The organism is Streptomyces sp. AA4 (genome assembly GCF_000158875.1).
Classification (GTDB): domain Bacteria; phylum Actinomycetota; class Actinomycetes; order Mycobacteriales; family Pseudonocardiaceae; genus Amycolatopsis.
Window position 1 is genome coordinate 3,789,563 of record NZ_GG657746.1, and the last position, 20,157, is coordinate 3,809,719.

At 71.3% G+C, this 20,157-nt stretch carries 19 protein-coding genes; 7 read left to right on the forward strand and 12 right to left on the reverse strand.

The features are described 5' to 3' along the window. Positions 1–31: 31 nt before the first annotated feature. The gene (locus SSMG_RS17440; RefSeq protein ID WP_286157051.1) at positions 32–943 is read left to right on the forward strand and encodes an amidohydrolase family protein; all 912 of its coding nucleotides are present in this window, start codon (positions 32–34) and stop codon (positions 941–943) included. Here SSMG_RS17440 and SSMG_RS17445 read toward each other — a convergent pair. Both SSMG_RS17445 and SSMG_RS17450 read right to left on the reverse strand, forming a co-directional pair. Continuing rightward, positions 940–2,268: an NtaA/DmoA family FMN-dependent monooxygenase gene (locus SSMG_RS17445; RefSeq protein WP_037714012.1), complete on the reverse strand. Its 1,329-nt coding sequence runs from the start codon at positions 2,266–2,268 to the stop codon at positions 940–942. The two genes, SSMG_RS17440 and SSMG_RS17445, sit on opposite strands and share 4 nt — an antisense overlap. 10 nt (positions 2,269–2,278) lie before the next feature. Continuing rightward, positions 2,279–3,394 carry an LLM class flavin-dependent oxidoreductase gene (locus SSMG_RS17450; RefSeq protein ID WP_009077980.1) on the reverse strand — a complete coding sequence of 372 codons (1,116 nt, stop codon included), beginning with the start codon at positions 3,392–3,394 and terminating at the stop codon, positions 2,279–2,281. Positions 3,395–3,545: 151 nt separating this feature from the next. Here SSMG_RS17450 and SSMG_RS17455 point away from each other — a divergent pair, with 151 nt between their 5' ends. After that, on the forward strand, positions 3,546–4,394 hold the full coding sequence (locus SSMG_RS17455) for an aminoglycoside phosphotransferase family protein (protein WP_100266818.1): 849 nt from the start codon (positions 3,546–3,548) through the stop codon (positions 4,392–4,394). Between the two features lie 909 nt (positions 4,395–5,303). Here the strand turns inward: SSMG_RS17455 and SSMG_RS17465 are convergent. Continuing rightward, positions 5,304–6,326 (reverse strand): LLM class flavin-dependent oxidoreductase, encoded by a 1,023-nt coding sequence (locus tag SSMG_RS17465; protein ID WP_009077987.1) that lies wholly within the window; start codon positions 6,324–6,326, stop codon positions 5,304–5,306. A 101-nt stretch (positions 6,327–6,427) separates the two neighbouring features. Here SSMG_RS17465 and SSMG_RS17470 point away from each other — a divergent pair, with 101 nt between their 5' ends. Continuing rightward, the gene (locus SSMG_RS17470) at positions 6,428–7,399 is read left to right on the forward strand and encodes a zinc-binding dehydrogenase (protein ID WP_009077989.1); all 972 of its coding nucleotides are present in this window, start codon (positions 6,428–6,430) and stop codon (positions 7,397–7,399) included. A gap of 2 nt (positions 7,400–7,401) precedes the next feature. Here the strand turns inward: SSMG_RS17470 and SSMG_RS17475 are convergent, their stop codons facing one another. The 4 genes from SSMG_RS17475 to SSMG_RS17490 are packed head-to-tail and all read right to left on the reverse strand — an operon-like array spanning position 7,402 to position 12,405. Further along, positions 7,402–8,985 carry an ABC transporter ATP-binding protein gene (locus tag SSMG_RS17475; RefSeq protein ID WP_009077991.1) on the reverse strand — a complete coding sequence of 528 codons (1,584 nt, stop codon included), beginning with the start codon at positions 8,983–8,985 and terminating at the stop codon, positions 7,402–7,404. A gap of 3 nt (positions 8,986–8,988) precedes the next feature. Next, on the reverse strand, positions 8,989–9,813 hold the full coding sequence (locus SSMG_RS17480; RefSeq protein ID WP_009077993.1) for an ABC transporter permease: 825 nt from the start codon (positions 9,811–9,813) through the stop codon (positions 8,989–8,991). Next, on the reverse strand, positions 9,806–10,765 hold the full coding sequence (locus SSMG_RS17485; RefSeq protein ID WP_009077995.1) for an ABC transporter permease: 960 nt from the start codon (positions 10,763–10,765) through the stop codon (positions 9,806–9,808). Before SSMG_RS17485 ends, SSMG_RS17480 begins: the two co-directional genes overlap by 8 nt. Continuing rightward, positions 10,762–12,405 (reverse strand): ABC transporter substrate-binding protein, encoded by a 1,644-nt coding sequence (locus tag SSMG_RS17490; RefSeq protein WP_100266819.1) that lies wholly within the window; start codon positions 12,403–12,405, stop codon positions 10,762–10,764. The genes SSMG_RS17485 and SSMG_RS17490 overlap by 4 nt, the downstream gene beginning before the upstream one ends. A 312-nt stretch (positions 12,406–12,717) precedes the next feature. Here SSMG_RS17490 and SSMG_RS17495 point away from each other — a divergent pair, with 312 nt between their 5' ends. Further along, entirely contained in the window at positions 12,718–13,884 is a 1,167-nt protein-coding gene (locus tag SSMG_RS17495) for an MFS transporter (protein WP_199785922.1), read from the forward strand. A gap of 4 nt (positions 13,885–13,888) precedes the next feature. On the opposite strand, the gene msrA is transcribed toward SSMG_RS17495, so the two are convergent. After that, the gene (gene msrA, locus SSMG_RS17500) at positions 13,889–14,389 is read right to left on the reverse strand and encodes a peptide-methionine (S)-S-oxide reductase MsrA (RefSeq protein ID WP_009078001.1); all 501 of its coding nucleotides are present in this window, start codon (positions 14,387–14,389) and stop codon (positions 13,889–13,891) included. 38 nt (positions 14,390–14,427) lie between these two features. Further along, positions 14,428–15,315, reverse strand: coding sequence for a LysR family transcriptional regulator (locus SSMG_RS17505; protein ID WP_009078003.1), 888 nt, complete (start codon positions 15,313–15,315; stop codon positions 14,428–14,430). A gap of 83 nt (positions 15,316–15,398) precedes the next feature. Here SSMG_RS17505 and SSMG_RS17510 point away from each other — a divergent pair, with 83 nt between their 5' ends. Together SSMG_RS17510 and SSMG_RS17515 are read left to right on the forward strand one after the other, a co-directional pair. Further along, positions 15,399–16,256 carry a DMT family transporter gene (locus SSMG_RS17510; RefSeq protein WP_234392838.1) on the forward strand — a complete coding sequence of 286 codons (858 nt, stop codon included), beginning with the start codon at positions 15,399–15,401 and terminating at the stop codon, positions 16,254–16,256. 23 nt (positions 16,257–16,279) lie between these two features. Continuing rightward, the gene (locus tag SSMG_RS17515; protein WP_009078007.1) at positions 16,280–16,909 is read left to right on the forward strand and encodes a DsbA family oxidoreductase; all 630 of its coding nucleotides are present in this window, start codon (positions 16,280–16,282) and stop codon (positions 16,907–16,909) included. 34 nt (positions 16,910–16,943) lie between these two features. Here the strand turns inward: SSMG_RS17515 and SSMG_RS17520 are convergent, their stop codons facing one another. From SSMG_RS17520 to SSMG_RS17530, 3 genes are all read right to left on the reverse strand, one after another. Continuing rightward, positions 16,944–17,435, reverse strand: coding sequence for a hypothetical protein (locus SSMG_RS17520; protein WP_009078009.1), 492 nt, complete (start codon positions 17,433–17,435; stop codon positions 16,944–16,946). Between the two features lie 259 nt (positions 17,436–17,694). Beyond that, on the reverse strand, positions 17,695–18,579 hold the full coding sequence (gene lepB / locus SSMG_RS17525; RefSeq protein ID WP_009078010.1) for a signal peptidase I: 885 nt from the start codon (positions 18,577–18,579) through the stop codon (positions 17,695–17,697). Between the two features lie 213 nt (positions 18,580–18,792). After that, complete coding sequence (locus SSMG_RS17530; RefSeq protein ID WP_037714016.1) at positions 18,793–19,926, reverse strand: glycosyltransferase family 4 protein; 1,134 nt, start codon at positions 19,924–19,926, stop codon at positions 18,793–18,795. 84 nt (positions 19,927–20,010) lie between these two features. Between SSMG_RS17530 and SSMG_RS45415 the strand changes: the two genes are divergently transcribed. After that, on the forward strand, positions 20,011–20,151 hold the full coding sequence (locus SSMG_RS45415) for a hypothetical protein (RefSeq protein WP_158688046.1): 141 nt from the start codon (positions 20,011–20,013) through the stop codon (positions 20,149–20,151). The last annotated feature ends 6 nt before the right edge of the window (positions 20,152–20,157 follow it).

Genomic DNA, 20,157 nt, shown 5'->3' on the forward strand with positions numbered 1-20,157 from the left:
TCCGCACGGCTGGCCCGACCTCGGCGAGGGAATGCCGTGGCTGCGCGCGGAAACCGAACGCGAGGCCGTGATCATGGTCGGTTCGGAGGAGTTCCGCCGGATCCGGTCCGACTGCTGGGACGCGTCCGTCCGGCTGCGCGACATGGACGCCGACGGGATCGAGGCGCAGGTCGTCTCGCCGACGCCGGTGTTCTTCGGCTACGAAACCAGCCCGGGCCAGGGCGAGAAGATCGCGCGGGTCTTCAACGACCTGGCGCTGGAGATCTGCGCGCCCGCGCCGGACCGGCTGATCCCGTTCTGCCAGGTTCCGCTGCAGGACACCGACGCGGCTTGCCGCGAACTCGACCGCGCGGTCGCGGCCGGGCACCGGGGCGTGGAGGTCGGCAACCACGTCGGCGACCGCGACCTCGACGACGCGGGCGTGGTGACGTTCCTGCAGCACGCGGCGTCGCTCGGCGTCCCGGTCTTCGTGCACCCGTGGGACATGCCGCTCGCGCCGCGGCTGGACCGCTGGATGGCGCGGTGGCTGACCGGGATGCCCGCGGAGACGCACCTGTCGATCATCGCGATGATCCTCGGCGGCGTGTTCGACCGCGTGCCGCCGAGCTTGCGGATCTGTTTCGCCCACGGGGGCGGGTCGTTCGCGTTCTGGCTGGGACGGCTGGAGAACGCGTGGCACCAGCGGGCGGACGTCATCGCCACCTCGGAGAAACCGCCGTCGGAGTACGTGGGGCGGTTCAGCGTGGATTCGGTGGTGTTCGCCGAGGCGGCGCTGCGGAATCTGGTGGATACGCTGGGAGTGGAGCAGGTGATGGTGGGGAGCGATTATCCGTATCCGCTGGGGGAACGGCCCGCCGGCGGGGTGGTGCGGCGGGCGGAGTTCCTTGATGACGCTTCGCGGGAGTTGTTGTTGCGGGGGAACGCGAAGCGGTTCCTGGGCTAGTTCAGGCCGAGGTGGTCCCGCAAAGTAGGCCCGCGGTAGTCCTCCCGGAACACCCCGCGTTCCTGCAGCCGCGGCACCACCTCGTCGGCGAACCGGTCCAGCCCGCCCGGCGTCACGTGCGGGACCAGGATGAAGCCGTCCGACGCGTCGGCCTGGACGAGGTCGTTCATGGCGGACGCGACGGTCTCGGCGGAGCCGATGAAGTTCTGCCGTCCGGTGACCTCGATGATCAGTTCCCGGCTCGACAGGTGCTTCGCTTCCGCCAGCTGCCGCCATTCGTGCGCGGTCGCGACCGGGTCGCGGTGCATGCGGACGGACGCGCGGCCCTTCGAGATCAGGTCGCCGACCACCGGGTCGAACGACGGCAGCGGGCCGTTCGGGTCGTGGTCGCTGAGGTCGGTGTTCCAGAGCTGTTCCAGGAACTTGATCGCGGTCTGCTCGCTGACCTGCTGCAACCGGACCTCGTGCGCGATTTCGTGCGCTTCGGCGTCGGTGTCGCCGAGGACGAAGGTGGCGGCGGGCAGGATGACCAGTTCGTGCGGGGAGCGGCCGTATTTGGCGAGGCGGCCCTTGACGTCGGAGTAGAACGCCTGGCCTGCTTCGAGGGTGCCGTGCCGGGTGAAGATGGCGTCGGCGGTCGCGGCGGCGAACTCGCGGCCCTCTTCGGAGTCCCCGGCCTGGATGGTGACCGGGCGGCCCTGCGGGCTGCGCGGGACCGGGAAGCGGCCGGAGATGTCGAAGTGGGCGTCGCGGTGCGCGAAGTGGCCGCCGTCGGTCAGGAAGCGGCCGGATTCCTTGTCCGCCACCAGTTCGTCGCCACGCCAGGAGTCGAAGAGTTCCCACGCCGTGCGCAGGAAGGTTTCGGCGCGGGAGTAGCGCTGGTCTTGCGGCAGGAAGCCGCCGCGGCGGAAGTTCTCGCCGGTGAAGGCGTCCCAGGACGTGACGACGTTCCACGCGGCACGGCCCGCCGACAGGTGGTCCAGGGAGGCGAACTGCCGGGCCACCTCGAACGGTTCGTTGAAGGTGGAGTTGATGGTGCCGGCCAGGCCCAGCCGGTCGGTGACGGCGGCCAGCGCGGACAGCACGGTGAAGGTGTCCGGACGGCCGACGACGTCGAGGTCGTAGATTTCGCCGCCCTGTTCCCGCAGCCGCAGGCCTTCGGCGAGGAAGAAGAAGTCGAACTTCGCGCGTTCGGCCGTCTGGGCCAGCTTGACGAACGAGCTGAACTCGATGTGGCTGCCCGCTTCGGGATCGCTCCACACGGTGGTGTTGTTGACCCCGGGGAAGTGCGCGGCGAGGTGGATTTGCTTGGCAGTCATGGAAATCTCCCGGGACTCAGGCGGCGTAGCGGTTGGCCGGGCGCGGCAGGCCGAGCAGCCCGCGCAGGGTCGAGGCCTCGTATCCGGTGCGGAAGGCGCCTCGGTCGCGCAGTTCGGGGACCAGCGCGCGGGTGATCGCGGTCAGATCGTGCGGCAGGGCGCCGGGGCGCAGCCGGAACCCGGTCAGACCGGCGGCGTGCCAGTCGAGCAGAAGGTCGGCCAGCTGGGCCGGGGTGCCGGTGAAGACGTGGGCGTCCGAGGAGAACTCGGCGCGGTCGTCCAGGCGGGCTTTGCGGTCGGCCGCGGCCTGCTCGGTTTCGCCGAGGAACACTACGAGGTCGGCGAAAACCTGAAGGGGCGCACCGATTTCGTCAATGATCGACGCGGCGTGCGCACGGTCGTTCGGGGTCACGTACACGACGTCGGCCTGACGCGCGGCGAGGCGGTAGGCGTCGGGACCGTGCGCGAGGGCGGCGACAATCGGCTGGCCCTGCGGCGGACGCGGCGTGATGGACGGTCCCTTGACGGAGAACCAGCGGCCCTCGAAGTCGATGTAGTGCAGTTTCTCGCGGTCGATGAACCGGCCGGTCGCGACGTCGCGGATCTCGGCGTCGTCCTCCCAGCTGTCCCACAATCGGCGCAGTACCTCGACGTAGTCGGCGGCTTCCTCGAACAGTTCGGGCACCTCGGGCGGGGTGCGGCGGCCGAAGTGCTGGAACTCCGCCGGGCTGGCGGAAACCTGCACGCGGACCCCGGCGCGGCCGGTGCTGACGTAGTCGAGCGTCGCGATCGCCTTCGACAGGTGGAACGGCTCCGTGTGGGTGACGACGGCGGTCGGGATCAGGCCGATGTGCGACGTCAGCGGGGCGATCCGCGAGGCGAGCAGCACGGCGTCCAAGCGGGTCTGCGCCCGGTCGGGCCGGGCGGCCGGTTCGCTGGGGTCGCGCAGGGAGAGGAAGTCCTCGAAGGTGACGAAGTCCAGGTGCGCGGCTTCGGCTTCCTGGACCAATTCGGTCCAGTATCCGGCGGTGAGCAGGTCGGCCGGGCGGGCGTCGGCTTCGCGCCACGCGGCCGGATGCCAGCCGGCGCCCTCCAGCGCGACGGCGAGCCGTGGTCCGGTGAGCCCTGTCATGCTGCGTCCTTTCCCCGTGGATGCCAGCAGTGTGGCGCGGGAACCGGGGCGCGGGCGACGGTAACCAGCGTCTGGGACAGTCCGCGGGAACGGGAATAAACCGGTTGCCCGCTGTCGCGCCGGCGCGGTTTGCTCGATGCCGATGAATCGGATGCACACGGACGAAGCGGATATCGACGACGACCTGGTCCGTCGCCTCGTCGCGGCGCAGTTTCCGCAGTGGGCCGGGCTGCCGGTCTCGCGGGTCGCCTCGTCGGGGACGGAAAACGCGATGTTCCGGCTCGGCGACGACCTGGTGGCGCGGCTGCCGCGGCTGGAGCGCGGGGCCGCTGAGATCGGGCACGAACAGCGCTGGCTGCGGTGGCTCGCGCCGCGGCTGCCGGTCGCGGTGCCGGAAGTGCTCGCCGAAGGACGGCCCGGCGAGGGTTTCGCCTGGGCCTGGTCGGTGCTGCGCTGGCTGCCCGGCGTCAACCCGGAGTTCGGCGACGCCCAGGTGGCGCGGGACCTGGGCGCGTTCGTGAAAGCGTTGCGGGGCCTCGATACTTCCGGCGCGCCGGAGATCAGCCGCGGCCGCCCGCTGCGCACGCGGGACGCGCCGACCCGGGAGGCGATCGCCCAGCTCGGCGGCGATCCGGCGTACGTCACGGCGTGGGAGAAGGCGCTCGCGGCACCGGAATGGGCCGGGGAGCCGGTGTGGCTGCACGCGGATCTGTCGCCGGGGAACGTGCTCGTCGACGACGGCGGATTGAGCGCGGTGCTGGACTTCGCCGGGGTCGGGATCGGCGATCCGGCGGTGGACGTGATCCCGGCGTGGAACACGTTCGCGGCGGCCGAGCGGAAGGTGTTCCGTTCAGCGGTGGAGGTGGACGACGCGACGTGGGAACGCGGGCGGGGCTGGGCGTTGTCGATCGCGCTGATCCAGCTGCCGTATTACCGGGAGACGAACCCGGTGCTGGCGGCGAATGCTCGGCGCACGATCGAGGCTGTGTTGGAGGGCTGACCCTCGGGGTTTCTTTCAGCCGCTCAGTACCCGGCGGGCTGTCGGTCCTTGCCGTGCTGCCCGTGCAGTCATTCTGCGGGACCGTCGTGCTGTCGGCTGCCGGCCCTCGTGTCGCCGGGCCGCTGCGGCGGTGTCGCGCTATCGCGGACACGTGATCCTTGCCAGTGCCCGGCGGCGGCGCAAACCCCCGCCCTCCTCTGGGGGACGGCCCTTGTCCAGTCTATCCGCCCCCACCGACAACCCCGGGCCCTTCAGCCGGGTTGTCCACAGCGAGCGCGACTTGGGGAAACGTCCGCGCGCACCACCGAGGGGCCCGCCTGGCTGGGCGGCGGAGACCACGAACGGGTGCGAGCCACTGCCTCGACGTCGCGGGCGCGAGTGCCGAGTCCGCGCCGTTCACGACCACACCTGGCTAGACCTGGTCTCCACGCGGCCACCGGTGCCCGAGTGGCTTCCCGAGGACGGCGCGCAACCGGAACTTCGGAGCCGGACATGCCATACCTGCGGCGGAACTGAGCCTCAGGCGGGCCGGGATCACGAGTTCGTGGACCGGTGCCGCCAAAGCCCACAAGGGGCGGGCCGGGAACCGGGTGCAGGTGACTTCAGTGGTCCGGTACACCCGGGCCGCGTCGAGGTGCACGATGTTGCGGGTCGTCATCAGCGGCGACGGTGCTTCGAGGACGACCCGGTCCGGCGTGGCCGAAGCGATCGTCCAGCCGAGCACCCGGTCTGGGGACAGCGGGCGCGCAGGCCGAGGCCGAGCCACCCGGTGCGCAGGAAGGCGCGCGGCGGCGGCGGAGCGTCTTCCCGGACCGCGCGGGCCCACGAAAGGGCGTCGCGCTGGTCTCCGGCAGGGCGGGCAATGTCCACTGTGGACGTGAAATCCGGCACCCGGCCAACGCTGGACCGTCATGCCGCCGGTTTCCAGCCCAGCTCCGGTCCCAGCCGGGTGGCGAGATCGGTGAGGATCTGCACGTAATCCTCGTGCTCGAAGGTGAACGGCAGTGCGAAGGCGACCTCGTCGATCTCGCGGAAGGCGGCGTGCCGGTACAGCTGCTCGGCGAGCTCAGCGGACGTGCCGACGTAATCGCGCGAGAACAGCAGACCGCCCGGGCCCTGCGGGGTTTTCGTGCGGGGCAGGCGTTTTGCCGCATAATCCTCGTACTTCGCGCGCTGCTCCGCCGTGGCGTTGTCGGTCGGAATCACCACCAGGCCTTGCGAAACCCGAGCCCGCGCGCCGTCCGGATGGTGGGCCCGGAACGCGCGTACGTGCGACAGCTGGATCTTCTCGAAGTCCGTCGAGCCTTCCTCGGCCCGGACGACGCTGCTGGTCAGGTAGTTCATCCCGGCCTGTCCGGTCCAGATCGCCGACCGGGTGCTCGCGCCGCCGTACCACAGGCGGCTCGCGAGACCCGGCGAATGCGGCTGCACGCGGTCGGAGAATGTCTCGATGCCTTCGGTGCCGCTGAACGTCGAAGCGGGCTCGCCGCGGACCAGCGACAACAGTCGCGAGACCCGGTCGTAGCCGAAGTTTTCGAGGTCGCCGGTGTCCGGATACAGCGCGCCGCGCACGTCCTCGTAGTGCATCGGCGGGCTGACGCTCACTCCGGGGTTGAGCCGTCCGCCGGACAGGACGTCGACGGTCGCCAGGTCTTCGGCCAGCCGCAGCGGGTTTTCCCAGCCGAGCGGGATGACCGCGGTGCCCAGTTCGATCCGGCTGGTGCGCTGGGTGGCCGCGGCGAGCACCGCGACCGGCGACGAGATGCCGTACTGCAGGTGCCGGTGGCGCACCCAGGCGCTGTCGAACCCGAGCTGCTCGCCGAGTTCCAGCACGCGCAGCGTGGATTCGTGGCCCGGCCGCGGGTCGTCGCCGTCGAACAGGCCGATCGTCAGGAAACCCAGTTTGCGCAGCGGGTGCGTTTCGCTCGGCACGGCGAATCCTTCCTCGGGTGAACTAAGCCGGAATAACCGCGGACCGGCCCCGGTTGTTCCGGCTCGCTGACACACACGCAGAACACTGGGGAGTACGCACGATGCGCGCTTTGTCCATCACCCGCTACGGCGGTCCCGAGGTCCTCGAAGAAATCGAGGTGCCCGAGCCCGTCCCGGGGCCGGGCGAAGTGACCATCACGGTCTCGCACGCGTCCGTCGGGCTGATCGACGCGCTGATCCGCCGCGGCACGCTCGCCGATTACGACTACGCGCCGAAGCCGCCGCTGGTGCCCGGGCTCGAGGTCGCGGGCACGATCCGCGCGGCCGGACCGGGCAGCGGCTTCTCGGTCGGGGACGAGGTCGTCACGCTCACGCTGCCCGGAATGGGCGGATACGCCGACGTCAAGCTCGCACCCGCCGCTCTCGTCGTGCCGTTGGCGGGCACCGGCGTGGAGCGCGCGCAGGCCGTGGCCGGTCTGGCGAACACGGTGACGGCGTACCTTTCGCTCACCGAAGCGGTGCGGTTGCCGAAGGACGCCTGTGTGCTGGTGCACGGTGCACTCGGCGGCCTCGCCTCGGTGTACCCCGAGGTCGCGCGGCTGCTCGGCGCGCGCGAGGTCGTCGGCACGGTTCGGCGGCCCGACCAGGTCGAGGCGGCGAAACAGCTCGGCTTCGACCGGGTCGTGCTCTCCGGCGAGCTGGGCGGGCTGCGGGAGGAGCGGTTCGAGATCATCGTCGACCCCGTGGGCGGCGACCTGCGGATCGCATCGCTGGACCTGCTCGCGCCGATGGGCCGGATGCTCGTGGTCGGCAGCGCGGGCAGCGACACCGCGCCGATGGTCGACTCGAACGCCGTGTGGGGCAAGAACATCGGCGTAGTCGGCTTCAACGTGGGCGGGTTCCTGGCCGCCGACCCCGCACCCGCTCGTCCCGCCGCGGACGCCGTGCTGCCGCTCTACACCGACGGCCGCATCCGGCTGCCGGTCACCGTCCTGCCGATGGCGGAGGCGCGCGAGGCGCACCGGCGGATGGACGCGGGCGAGGCCGTCGGACGGCTGGTGCTCGCCAACTAGCGTCACGCGCGCACCTGCTCGCCGCCGGGGATCGCGGCCAGCAGGTCGCGTGTGTACTGCTCGCGGGGCCGCAGCAGGACGTCGTCGGCGGGGCCGGATTCGAGCAGCTTGCCCTGGCGCATCACCCCGACCTGGTCGGCGATTTCCCGCACCACGGCCAGGTCGTGGGTGATGAACAGGTACGTCAGGCCGAGTTCGTCCTGCAGCTCCACGAGCAGGTTCAGGATCTGCGCCTGCACCGAAACGTCCAAAGCGGACACCGGCTCGTCCAGCACGACGAGGTCCGGCCGCAGCGCCAGCGCACGGGCGATCGCCGCGCGCTGCCGCTGGCCGCCGGACAGCTCGGCCGGTTTTCGGCGCAGCACCGACGACGGCAGTGCGACCTGATCGGCGAGTTCGGCGACGCGTTCGGCCCGGCCGCTGACGCGGAACGCGCGCAGCGGTTCGCCGATCACGTCGGCGATGGAGAACCGCGGGTTCAGCGAGGCGTACGGGTTCTGGTAGACGAGCTGGAACCGGCGGCGCAGCCGGCGCAGTTCGGCGGCCGGAAGACGGGTGACGTCCTGGCCGTCGAAGCGGACCGTGCCCGCGGTCGGGGTTTCCAGGCCGACGACCATGCGGGCGGTCGTCGTCTTGCCGGAGCCGGATTCGCCGACCAGCGCCAGCGTTCGGCCGCGGGTGAGCTGGAACGACACGTCGTCCACGGCCCGCACCGAACCGGCCCGGGACGAGGCGAAGGTCTTCGAGACCGAATCCACGGACAGAAGGACTTCCGGACCCTCCGCGCGGCGCGGCCGGAGCGGCTCGCGGCTGAGGCTCGGCGCGGCGGCGAGAAGCCGTTGCGTGTAGTCCTGCGTCGGGGCGGCGAGGAGTTCGCGGGCCGGTCCTTCCTCGACCAGCCGTCCCTCGGACAGCACGGCGATCCGCCCGGCCCGGTCGGCGGCGACGCCCAGGTCGTGCGTGATGAGCAGAATCGCGGTGCCGTCGTCGGCGGCCAGTTCCGCGAGGTGGTCGAGGATTTCCTTCTGCACGGTCACGTCGAGCGCACTGGTCGGCTCGTCGGCGATGATCAGCCGGGGCTGGCCCGCGAGCGCGATGGCGATCAGCACCCGCTGCCGCAGCCCGCCCGACAGCTCGTGCGGATACTGCCGCGCCCGCAGTTCCGGCCGGTCGACGCCCGCCCTCCGCAGCAGTTCCACCGCGCGTTCGGCGGCTTCGTTCCGGGCCGCCAGCCGGTGGATCAGCAAGACCTCGGCCACCTGCTCGCCGATCCGCCGGACCGGGTTGAGCGACACCGTCGGATCCTGGGGCACCAGCGCGATCCCGGTGCCGCGCACCCGCCGCCAGTCCTTTTCGGACAATGCGGTCAGATCGAGTCCGTCGAAGCTGATCTGTCCATGGTGGACTCGTCCGCCGCGGGGGAGCAGCCCGATCGCGGCGTGCGCGGTGGTGCTCTTCCCGGAACCGGATTCGCCGACCACCGCGACGATCTCGCCCGCTCCCACCTTCAGGCTCACGTCGCGCACGGCGGGCACCACGCCGCCCGAGGTGCGGTACGAGACCGCCAGCTCGCTGATCTCCAGCACTTGTCAGCTCCGTTCGCTGTCGAGAGCCCGGGACACGCGGTTCGCGGCCAGCACCACAGCCGCGACGGTCAGGCCCGGGAACGTGGTCATCCACCAAGCGGTGGCCAGGAAATTGCGTCCGCCGGCCACGAGCGCGCCCCACTCCGGCGTCGGCGGGCTCGCGCCGAAGCCGAGGAAGCTGAGCGCGGACACTTCGAGCACCGCCGTGCCGACCGTCACCGTCGCCAGCACCAGGACCGGTCCGAGCGCGTTGGGCAGCACATGCCGCCCGAGCACACCAGCCCAGCGCACGCCCGACGCCCGCGCCGCCTCCACGAACACGCCCGAACGGACCCGCAGCACTTCGGCCCGCATCAGCCGGGCGAACGCGGCGAGATTCGCGACTCCGACGGCGATCGCCACGTTCGTGGTGCCGAAGCCGAGCGCGGTCACCAGCGCCAGCGACAGCAGGATCGCCGGGACCGCCTGAAGGACGTCGACGATCCGCATCACGACAGCGTCGAGCCACCCGCCGCGGAACCCGGCGAGCAGCCCCAACGCGGACCCGGCGGCGAACGCGACCAGGACGGCGAGCACGGTCGCACGCAGCGAGAGCCCGGCTCCGTGCACGACGCGGGCGAACACGTCGCGGCCGGTTTCGTCGGTGCCGAACAGGTGCGCGAGCGACGGGCCTTGGAGCCGTTCGGACGGGACACCGGTGATGGGGTCTTGGCCGGTGAACAGGGTGGGTGCGAAAGCGGCGATCAGCACCGCGGCGAGCAGGAGCCCGGACAGGAGCAGGCCCGGTCGGCGGACGAGGAATCGTTGGGGCAGCACAGCTTCAGACATGCGCGGGCACCTCCTTGCGCACCGACACCCGCGGGTCGAGCAGCGGGTACACGAGGTCGACGACCAGGTTGAGCACCACGAAGAAGAACGCGGCGAGCACGATCACCGCCTGCACCACCGGCACGTCCTGCGCGGTCACCGCCGCCGCGGTCACCCGGCCGAGACCGTCGCGCGAGAACACGGTTTCGGTCACCACCGAACCGGCCAGCAGATTGCCCGCGACAACGCCCACGAGCGTGAGCGCGGGCAGTCCGGCGTTGCGCAGCGCGTGTCCGAAGTGGACTCGACGGCGGCTCGCGCCCTTCGCCCGCACCACCTCGATGTACGGCTCGGCGAGCTGCGTCCGCAGGCTCTTCGCCAGCACCTGCCCGATAATCGCGCCGGTCGGCAGGGAGAGCGTGACTGCGGGGAGGATCAGCGACGCGAAGCCGGTCGAGCCGAGTGCCGGGAACAGCCGCAGCTGGAACGAGAACAGCTGGATCAGCAGCAGCCCGACCCAGAACGTCGGCAGCGAAGTGCCCAGCGGCGGCAGGGAAAGCAGCAGCTGGCTGACCCAGCGCGTGCGGGTGAAGGTGCCGAGCACGGCGATCCCGCCGCCGAAGACGATCGCGAGCACCAGCGCCAGCCCGGAGACGGCGAGTGTCGGCGGCAACGCGGTGAGCACCTGGTGCGTCGCGTCGTCTCCGGTCGCCACTGAGGTGCCGAAGTCGCCGTGCAGCGCGGCGAGCAGATGCTTGCCGTACTGCACGAGCACCGGGTCGTCCAGCCCGTACTCGGCGCGCAGGGCGGCGATCTGCTCCGGCGACGCGCTGGGCCCGCCCTCGGCCGAGCCGAGTTTGGTCAACACCGCGTCGCCGGGCAGCAGGTACAGGATGACGAACGACAGCGTGAATGCCGCCCACAGCACGACTACGGCCTGCAGAAGGCGGCGAAGCACCGGGAAGCCCTTCACGAGCCCGAAACCCAGGCGTCGAACAGCTGCAGCCGCGAGGAAGCCTCGAAGCCGACGTCGTGCGCGTTCGGTCCGACGCCGAGCACCTGCGTCAGCTCGAACACCGGGATCGAGTAGGCCTGCTCCACGATGGTGCGCTGCGCCTGTTCCGCCGCGGGCTTGCGCTTCGCGGGGTCGACGGTGGCGGACTGTTCGTTCAGCGACGCGTCGAGCGGGTTGTCCGCGGGCAGCTTGCTGCGGTTGTTCGTCTTCGTGGAGAACTGCTGGCGCAGGATGTCCGGGTCGGCGCGGGTGACGTTGTACCAGAGGAAATCGTAGTCGCCGGCCTGCTGCAGCCGGGTGACCTCGGAGTTGGTGTGCAGCTCGATCTTCAGGTCGAACCCGATCTTGCGCAGCTGCTGCTGGATCAGCTCCAGCACGCTCTGGTTCTGGTTGAACACCGCGGAGAACAGCACGGACGCGGTGAGCCGCTGGCCGTTCTTCGTCCGGATGCCGTCCGGGCCGGGCAGCCAGCCGTCGGACTGCAGCAGCGCCTGCGCGCCCGCCGGGTCGTAGGCGAGTTCCTTCGACAGGTCGGTGTACAGCGGCGTCGCGGAGCCGAGGATGCTCGTGGCGGGCTTGTAATTCCGGGTGAGCACGGTGCTCGTGACCTCGGGCCGGTTCACGCCCTTCGACACCGCCTGGCGCACCTTCTCGTCGGTGAGGACGCCCCGGGTCACGTTCGCGTGCAGGTTGAACACGATGCCCGGGTTCGGCCGGACCGGTTCGGTGAAGCCGTTGCCGGAGAACTGCGGTTCGTCCACCGGCTGGACGTCGGTGATCGCGTCGAGCTGCCCGGACGTCAGGCTGCCCGACCGCACGCCCGGCTCCGGGACGACGCGGAAGTCGATCTTGTCGACGTACGCCTCGCCCTGGTGCCGCCACAACGGGGAACCCCAGCGGTAGCCGGTGCGCTTGCTGAGCAGGATGTTCTGGTTCGGCTTCAGGCTGGTGAACACGAACGGCCCCGAGCCGATCAGGCCGGTGCCCTGGCAGCGCTGCTCGGCGGTGTGCCGGAACGCCGCGGGCGCGAGCACGCCGAGCGACATCGTGGAGCTGGCCTGCAGGAACTGGGCGCTGGGCTGGGTGAAGTCGAGCCGGACCGTCGCCGGGTCGACCACCGTCGCACCGCGGTAGGCAGCGAGGTAGCTGGATCCGAGGAGGGCCTTCGCGCCGAGTGCCTTGATGCCGTCGAAGCTCGTCTTCACCGCCGCGGCGTCCACCGGGGAGCCGTCGGAGAACGTCGCGCCGGAGCGGAGGTGGAAGGTGAAGCTCGTCGAATCGGGGCTGACCGTCCAGCGGTCGGCGAGCCACGGCGTGATCGCGCCGGTCTTCGGGTCCTGGTCGGTCAGCGAATCGACCAGCTGGCGGCCGACGTTCACCGAAGCGTTGGTGCTCGCCTGCTGCGGGTCGATGCAGTCCGGATTGGACGAGATGCCCAGCCGGAGCGTGCCGCCCGGGCGCGGGGGACCGGCGTCCTGCGGGCTGGCCCCGCCCGCCGTGCCGCACGCGGCGAGCAGCAGCGGAAGGGCCAGTGCGAAGGCGAAACGGGACCGCGCGGGGGCGGGGCGCGCGAGCCGGGACGGGGTGTGGCGGGGCACGGAATTCCTCCAGCGGGGACGGATCGGATGCGTTCAGCTCAACCGTTCGCGGCGGTTCGCTGAAGCCCGTCCCAGCAGGTGAACCGCTGTCCCGCGATCCGGCCGGGGGAGCGGATTCCGGTTGACGGACAAGGGAAAGCGTGGCCCGCGCCCGCGTGATAACCGGAGAGGTTTTGTTCGGCGAGCAGGTCCGGGGAGCGGGAGCCCGCGGCGGTGGGCAGCGGAAAACCGGTTGCGCCGCGGAGGAGACTGGCGGACATGGCGGGGCGGGGTGGGAGCGGATCGGCATGGGTCCGCCTGCAAGCGGTGGCGGTGTCCGGTTCAACCTGTGAAGGGCTTTTGCTCGCGGCGCTGCCCTTGTTAGCCGTCTCGATCACCACCGACCCGCGGGCGGTGTCCCTGGTGAACGTCGCCGGGCAAGCGCCGTGGCTGCTGCTTTCGCTGTTCGCCGGAGTGGTGATCGACCGGGTCCGGCGGACCACCGTGCTCGCTTCCGCGTACGCGGTGCAGATCGTCGCCGCGCTCACGTTGGCGGTGCTGGGTTCCACCGGTTCGTTGAGCCTGCCCGCGCTGCTGGTGGTCGCCTTCGTGCTCACGACGGCGCAAGTGTTCGGCGACGGCGCGGCGGGTTCGGTGGTTCCCGAGGTCGTGTCGCCGGATCAGCTCAACATGGCGAATTCCCGGCTGCAGGTCATCGACCGCGGCATGGTCCAGTTCGTGGTGCCCCCGGCGACCGGGTTGCTGATCGGGATCAGCGCGGGATTGCCCGCGTGGCTGGCGGCCGTCGCCGCGTTGGTCGCCCTGCTGCTCGCGCGTGGGATCCCGTCGGCGAAACCGGTGCGCACGCCCGCGCATCCGCTCAAGGACGTCACTGCGGGGCTGCGCTATCTTGTGGGCACGCCGTTGCTGCGGTCGATCACCATCACGGTCGCGCTGGGCTCGTTCGCGGCGGCCGCGGGCAACTCGATGCTCGTCCTCTACGCCACGCAGGAACTGCGTCTCGCGCCGTTCGGGTACGGCGTGCTGCTGGCCTGTCTCGCGGTCGGCTGGGTGGCGTCGTCGTTCTTCGTGGACCGGTTCGTGCGGCGGTTCGGCTACTCGACGGCGATGCGGATCGCGCAAGCCTGCGCGGTGCTGAGCCAGCTCCTGATCGCGCTCGTGCCGCCGTGGCCGGTGCTGGTCGGCGCGGTGCTGATCTTCCTGACCGGGACGACGTTGATCTGGAACGTGTGCTCGCAGTCCAGCCGGCAGCGGTTCACGCCGTCCGAGCTGCTCGGCCGGGTGCTGACCAGCCATCGGGCGCTGGCCTGGGGCCTGACGCCGCTGGGCGCGCTCGCGGGCGGGTTCGTCGCCGTGCACTGGAGCCTGCGCGGGGTGTGGGTGATGGCGGCGGCGGTCCAGCTGCTCGGGACGTCGCTCGTGTGGCGGCAGCTGTCCCCGTCGGCGTTCCGGGAGGCAGAGGCCGCGATGGCGCGCTGAGCCGTCAGGCGCGCTTCGGCAGCTTCCAGCCCGGACGCGGGAAGTGGCAGGTGTAGCCGTTGGGGTAGTTCTGGAGGTAGTTCTGGTGCTCGGGTTCGGCTTCCCAGAAGTCTCCGGCGGGGGTGACTTCGGTGACGACTTTGCCGGGCCAGAGTCCGGAGGCGTCGACGTCGGCGATGGTGTCTTCGGCGATCCGCTTCTGCTCGTCGGTGGTGTAGAAGATGGCGGAGCGGTAGCTGGTGCCGATGTCGTTGCCTTGGCGGTTCTTCGTGGTGGGGTCGTGGACCTGGAAGAAGAACTCGAGCAGGGCGCGGAAGTCGGTCTGGTCCGGGTCGTAGGTGACTTCGATGGTTTCGGCGTGGGTGCCGTGGTTGCGGTAGGTGGCGTGGGGGACGTCGCCGCCGCTGTAGCCGACGCGGGTGGCGGTCACGCCGGGCTGGTGGCGGAACAGCTCCTCCATGCCCCAGAAACACCCGCCGGCCAGAATCGCCTTTTCCGTGGCCATGTCGCCTCCTCCGTGCTCGGACCGCTTCTCCTGCCATGCTAGTCGCCGGGCAGCAGCCCGAGGACGAGGGCGAGCGGCGGCCACGCGTCCCGCCCGCGCCGGGTGCAGGCGAAGGCCCGGAGCCGGACGTCCGGCCCGGTCAGCGGCAGGACCGCGACGTCGGGCCGGGTCGGCCAGGATTCGGGGAGCAGGCCCACTCCGCCGCCTGCCGCGATCAGGTCCTGCACCAGGTCGAGGTGGTCCGCGCGGTGGGTGAACCGCGGCGAGAATCCGGCCATCGACGCCAGCGTCCCGACGACCGTTTCGTCCGCGCCGTTGCGGGAGTTGCCGATCCAGTCGCGGTCGCGGAAGGCGGTGAACACGTCGAGGGTTCCCTTGCCCCGTAACGGGTTCGCGTCCGCGCGCGGCACCGCGAGGCCCCACGGCGCGGTCCACAACGGACGGATGGCGAGAGACGGATCCGTGGTCGCGGGCGCGAGGTTGTAGTCGTAGGTGAGCGCGAGGTCGATGTCGTCGGTCCGGAGCTGCGCGAGTGCTTCGGCGGGTTCGTGCTCGCTGATCACGACGCGGACCTGCGGATGCCGCTGCGCGAGGAGGTCCGCGACCGGAAGCACCGCGTGCCGCACACCGGTCCCGAACCCGGCGACGCGCACGGTGCCGGCGGGTTCGGCTTCGGGGTCGAGATCGACGCGGGCGGCCTCGACGGCGGCCAGGATCGTCACGGCGTGTTCGGCGAGCCGTCGCCCGGCGGGAGTGAGCCGCACGCGGCGGCCGTCCGGTTCGAGCAGTGCGACGCCGGTTTCCTTGGCCAGCACGGAGATCTGCTGCGAGACCGTCGACGTTGTGGTTTCGAGCACGTCCGCCACCGCGCGCATCGAGCCGAGCCGCGACAACTCGAGAAGGAACTGCAGCCTGCGGGTGTCCATCCGCCGATTGTTCAGGATTCCCGGACAGTACGTCCAGGATTGGCACGTGGACACGAACGGTCTGGATGCGTTCTCCTGGACGCGTGCTTCCCTCCACTCCTCGCGTCGGCGTCGCCCTGGCCGTCGGCGCCATGCTGTCCGTCCAGCTCGGACTGGCGGTTTCGGTCAGTCTCGCGAACCAGATCGGGCCGACCGGCGTCGCGTGGCTGCGGCTCGCGTGGGCCGGCGTGCTGCTGGTGGTGCTCGTGCGGCCGCGGCCGTCGGCGTTCCGCCGCCCGGCGTTGCTGACCTGCGTGGTGCTCGGCTTCGCGACGGCCGGGATGACGATCCTGTTCATGGTCGCCGCGACCCGGCTGCCGCTGGGCACGGCGAGCGCGCTGGAATTCCTCGGCCCGCTGACCGTCGCGATCGTGCGCGGCCGCGGCGGAACCCGGGGGTGGCCGGTGCTCGCGGCGGCCGGAGTGGTGCTGCTGACCCAGCCGTGGCAGGGCGGGACGGACCTGATCGGCCTCGGCTGCGCGCTCGCGGCGGCGGTCTGCTGGGGCGCGTACATCGTGCTGACCCAGCGAGTCGGGGACGAGGTCACCGGCCTGCGCGGGCTGGCGGTGTCGATGCCGGTGGCCGGTCTGGTCGCCACCTTCGTGCACGCCCCGGCGGTGGTCGGCCAGCTGACGTGGCCGCTGGTGCTCGCCGGGCTCGGGCTCGCCGTGCTCGTGCCGGTGGTGCCGTTCAGCCTGGAAATGCTGGCGTTGCGCCGGTTGACCGCGTCGGCGTTCGGGACGCTGATGAGCCTGGAACCGGCGATCGCGCTGGTGCTCGGGCTGATCGTGCTGCGCCAGGTGCCGAATTTCGCCGCGGTGGCCGGGATCGCGTTCGTGGTGGCGGCGGGCATCGGCGCGGAACGGACCGGGGCGCGGGAGCCGGTGAAGACCGCCGTTTAGGCGACGCGTTCTACGCTGGCGGCATGCAGGTGGAGATCTGGAGCGATGTCGTGTGCCCGTGGTGCTACCTCGGGAAGGCGCGGTTCGAGAAGGCGCTGGCCGGGTTCGAGCACCGGGACGAGGTGACCGTGACGTACCGGTCGTTCGAACTGGACCCGGGGAAGACCGGCACCGAGCCGTTGCTGGACATGCTCACCGCGAAGTACGGGCCGCAGGCCGCCGAGATGGAGCAGCGGGTCGCCGGGCTCGCGGAGGCGGAAGGGCTCGGCTACCGGACGGACCGGGAGATCGGCAACACCTTCGACGCGCACCGCCTGCTGCATCTGGCCCGCGAGAAGGGGCTGGAGAACGAGATGGTGTCGGCGTTGTTCCGCGCGAATTTCGCCGAGGCTCGGGCAGTGTTCACTTCGGACGTCCTCGCCGATGTCGCGGAAGAGGCCGGATTGCCGCGCGGGGAAGCGGAAGCGGTGCTGGCGGACCCGGCGCGGTATGCGGACGCGGTCCGGGCCGAGGAACGGGAAGCCGCGGAGCTGGGTGCGGGCGGGGTGCCGTTTTTCGTGCTGGGACGGCGGTTCGGGGTCTCCGGCGGGCAGTCGGTGGAGGTTTTCGCGCAGGCGCTGGAAAAGGCTTGGGAGGCTTCTGCCGGGCGTTGAGATCGTCGCGGCCCGGCAGTCCTTTCCGGAGCGCTTATTCGGACCAGGTGCTGAGGCGGTTGAGGAGCCGTTCGAGCACCTGCGGGTCGGCGGTGACCGGTTCGCCGGAGACGGGTTCGTCCACCAGGGTCCGACGGTCGCCGCGGCGCGGGAGCCGGACCTGTCCGGCCGAAATCCCGCCGGGCAGCGGGAGTTCGCACCAGGTCGTGCGGCCGCCGCGGTCGCCGGGGCGCACGCCGATCCGCTCGTCGCGCGGCGGGGTCGGGGCGACGAGGTCGTCGTCCACCTCGACGACGAGCCGGTCCCCGCGCAGCTGGAGCCGGACGGTCACGAAGGCGGGCGCGGACGGGCTGCTCTGGTCCACGACGTCGCCGACGAGCCGGACCGCGGCGTTCTTGACCTGGTCGAGCATCGGGAGCAGGGACCAGTCGGTCAGGATCAGGCGGACGAACAGCTCGGTGCACGGGACCGCGCTCGGCTGCGCCACCAGCCGGAGGTCGTCCACCTGGGTAGTGCGCGTGCTCAAGCGTCACCTTCCTCCTCGGCGAGCGGTCCGATCGGCCGGGACCGTGCGGGCATCATGCCACCGCCGCCGGACCGCGCTGCGGCGGGAGGGCGGTGCCCGAGAGAACCGCAGGTCACAGGTCCGGGCAGCGGCCGCCCGCGAAACTCTTGTACGGACCGGATGTCGGCAGAGCCGGACCGGCGGGCGATCCAGGATCTGATCCTGACCGGTGCCGCCCGCATCGACGCGGGCCGTCCGGGTGGTCCAGACCTCGCGGCGGTCAGTCCTGTTTGCTCAGCTTCCGCCGCAACCCCCGCCCCGCGGCGAGCGTCGGGAACGCCAGCAGCGCCCCGGCCCCGAGCGGGATTCCCTGTTGCCACGCCGGTGCGCCGAGTGCGGCCGGCGCGGCCTGCGGGTCGTGGTCGGTGACGCCGCCCCAGCGCGACGGCGGCAGGACGATCACCCGCGCCTTGCCGATGACGTTGTCCACCGGGACGGTGCCGTTCAGCCCGCCGCCGCCCTGGCAGCGGGAGTCGCACGAGTTCTCCCGGTTGTCGCCCATCACCCAGAGGCTTCCCTTCGGAACGGTGACCGGGGCGAAGGTCTGCCGCGCCGTCGGCGGCTGCTCGAGCCAGTGCACGTACGGCTCGTCGAGCGGTTTGCCGTCGACCAGGACGCGGCCCTGCGGGTCGCAGCACTGGACGGTCTGGCCGCCGACGGCGATCACGCGCTTCACGAAGTCGCGCTCGTCCGGCGGGGCGAAGCCGACCAGCGAACCGAGGCCGCGCAACGCCTTCGTGAAGACGTTGCCCGATTCCTGCGGGGCGATCTCGTTCGCGTTCCACGACTGCGGGCCGCGGAAGACGATGACGTCGCCGGGCGCGGGATCGGTGAAATCGTAGGTGACGCGGTCGACGACGACCCGGTCGCCGAAGCAGCCGTCGCAGCCGTGCAGCGTCGTCTCCATCGACGCCGACGGGATCAGGAACACCTTCGCGACGAACTGCTGGATCAGGATCGTCAGCACCAGCGCGATCCCGATCAGGATCGGCAGCTCCTGCCAGAACGGACGCTTCCGCCGCGCCTTCCGGGGCGGCTCGTCCGCGCCGGGACGCTCGGATCCGGGCTCGCCGGGGGCGGGGACTGGGGGGATCGGGTCGGCCACGCCGTCAGGCTACCCAGAACCGCCCGCCCGGCGGCGGACCGCGCGCGGCCACGATCGGGGGGTCGTGCCGGTGAGCGGGACGGCAACCGGAGATTTCGCCCTCGGGGAAGGAAAACGGGCCGGAATCGGGGGAGTGCTCCGGAATCCGGCGGTGTCGCGGTGTCCGGTGAGGTGAAACGGAGGTGAAGCGGGGCTTCGGATTACGGCCGCGAGCTATCGCGAGACCGGAGCACCGCGCCGCTCGACCGCCGTCAGTCGTTCGACGAACTCCGCGACCCGATGGCGCCACGTGTACCGGCTCCGCACGAGTTCGCAGGCGTTCTCCCGGATCGCGTGCGCCAGACCCGGGTTGGCTTCGAGGCGCCGCAATTCGCCAGCCAGCGCCTCGGGAGAACGCGGCGCGGCAAGCAGTCCGGTGACGCCATCCCGCACCAGCGAAGCGAGCGGGCCGACCGCGGTCGCGATCACCGGCACCCGGCTCGCCCACGCTTCGAGCAGCGCTGTCGGGAAGGCGTCGTTCGGACTGGTTGGGCACAACACGAGCGACCTCGCACTGCGCAGTGCCCGGAATTTCGCGGCACCGCTGAGGTTTCCGGCGAAGGTGACGTTGTCGGCGATCCCGAGTTTCCGGGCGAGGGCTTCGTAACCAGTTCGCGCGGCGCCGTCGCCGATCACCAGCAGGCGGCCGGGGTGGCGGCGCATCGCAGGCAGGAGCTGGTCGAGGCCTTTCCACGCGTGGGTCGGTTCCAAGCGGGCCAGGAAGGCGGCGGCATAAGGACGGCTCCCGCCGACCGGAGCGGCTAAGACCTCGGGGGCGACGGCGTTCTCCAGGACACCGACCTTGCCTCCGTAGCGGGGACGGAAATTCTCGGCGACGAAGTCGGAAACGCCGAGGATCGAATCTGCCCGGCGCAGCATGAAGCGCTCGGCGCAGGCGTAGGCGCGCGCGACGGTGTTGAACAGCGGATGACCGTCTTTGACCAAGGCCGCGGCGTGGTAGGTCACGACGACCGGGACGTTCCCGGCGGCGAGGGTCGCGGCGTCGGCGAGGCCGGGGACCGGGGTGTGGACGTTCAGGAAGTCGGCCCGTTCGGCACGCAGGATGCGGCGGATCTGGCGCGGCCAGCGCGGGTCGAGCGGGGTGTTGGACAGCTTGGCGAGCGCGGGGAGCCGGTAGACCGGGAAAGGGTCGTCGGACGGGCCGCGCGGGCTGGTGGTGACGACGACCGGCCGCCAGCCGGGGACTTCCCGCAGCGCGGAGGCCAGGCTGTGCACGTAGGTTTGCACGCCGCCGACGTCCGGCGGGAAGTACGGCGTCGCGAAGACGACGGTGCGGTCTCGGTTCACGGAGGCTCCTGTCCTCATTGGTCCGGTTGGCTGGGCGCGCGCGGATGTGATGGTGTGGGTCGGGGGACTTCGAGGAGGCGCGGGATGTCCGGGATCCGGGTGCGGTGGGCGGCGGTGCGGTGCCGCGCGTGCGGGCACGAACGCAGTGAGCACCAGCATTTGCGCGGCGGCACCGACTGCGGGCGCTGCGGCTGCCGCCGGTTCCGGTGGCTGCGGCGCGGCTGACCCCGC

Bases quoted from the DNA above. Each gene is read 5' to 3' on its own strand.
- SSMG_RS17440 (WP_286157051.1), top strand. From the start codon at position 32: ATGCCGTGGCTGCGCGCGGAAACCGAACGCGAGGCCGTGATCATGGTC.
- SSMG_RS17450 (WP_009077980.1), bottom strand. From the start codon at position 3,394: ATGACAGGGCTCACCGGACCACGGCTCGCCGTCGCGCTGGAGGGCGCC.
- SSMG_RS17455 (WP_100266818.1), top strand. From the start codon at position 3,546: ATGCACACGGACGAAGCGGATATCGACGACGACCTGGTCCGTCGCCTC.
- SSMG_RS17470 (WP_009077989.1), top strand. From the start codon at position 6,428: ATGCGCGCTTTGTCCATCACCCGCTACGGCGGTCCCGAGGTCCTCGAA.
- SSMG_RS17480 (WP_009077993.1), bottom strand. From the start codon at position 9,813: ATGTCTGAAGCTGTGCTGCCCCAACGATTCCTCGTCCGCCGACCGGGC.
- msrA (WP_009078001.1), bottom strand. From the start codon at position 14,389: ATGGCCACGGAAAAGGCGATTCTGGCCGGCGGGTGTTTCTGGGGCATG.
- SSMG_RS17505 (WP_009078003.1), bottom strand. From the start codon at position 15,315: ATGGACACCCGCAGGCTGCAGTTCCTTCTCGAGTTGTCGCGGCTCGGC.
- SSMG_RS17515 (WP_009078007.1), top strand. From the start codon at position 16,280: ATGCAGGTGGAGATCTGGAGCGATGTCGTGTGCCCGTGGTGCTACCTC.
- SSMG_RS45415 (WP_158688046.1), top strand. From the start codon at position 20,011: ATGTCCGGGATCCGGGTGCGGTGGGCGGCGGTGCGGTGCCGCGCGTGC.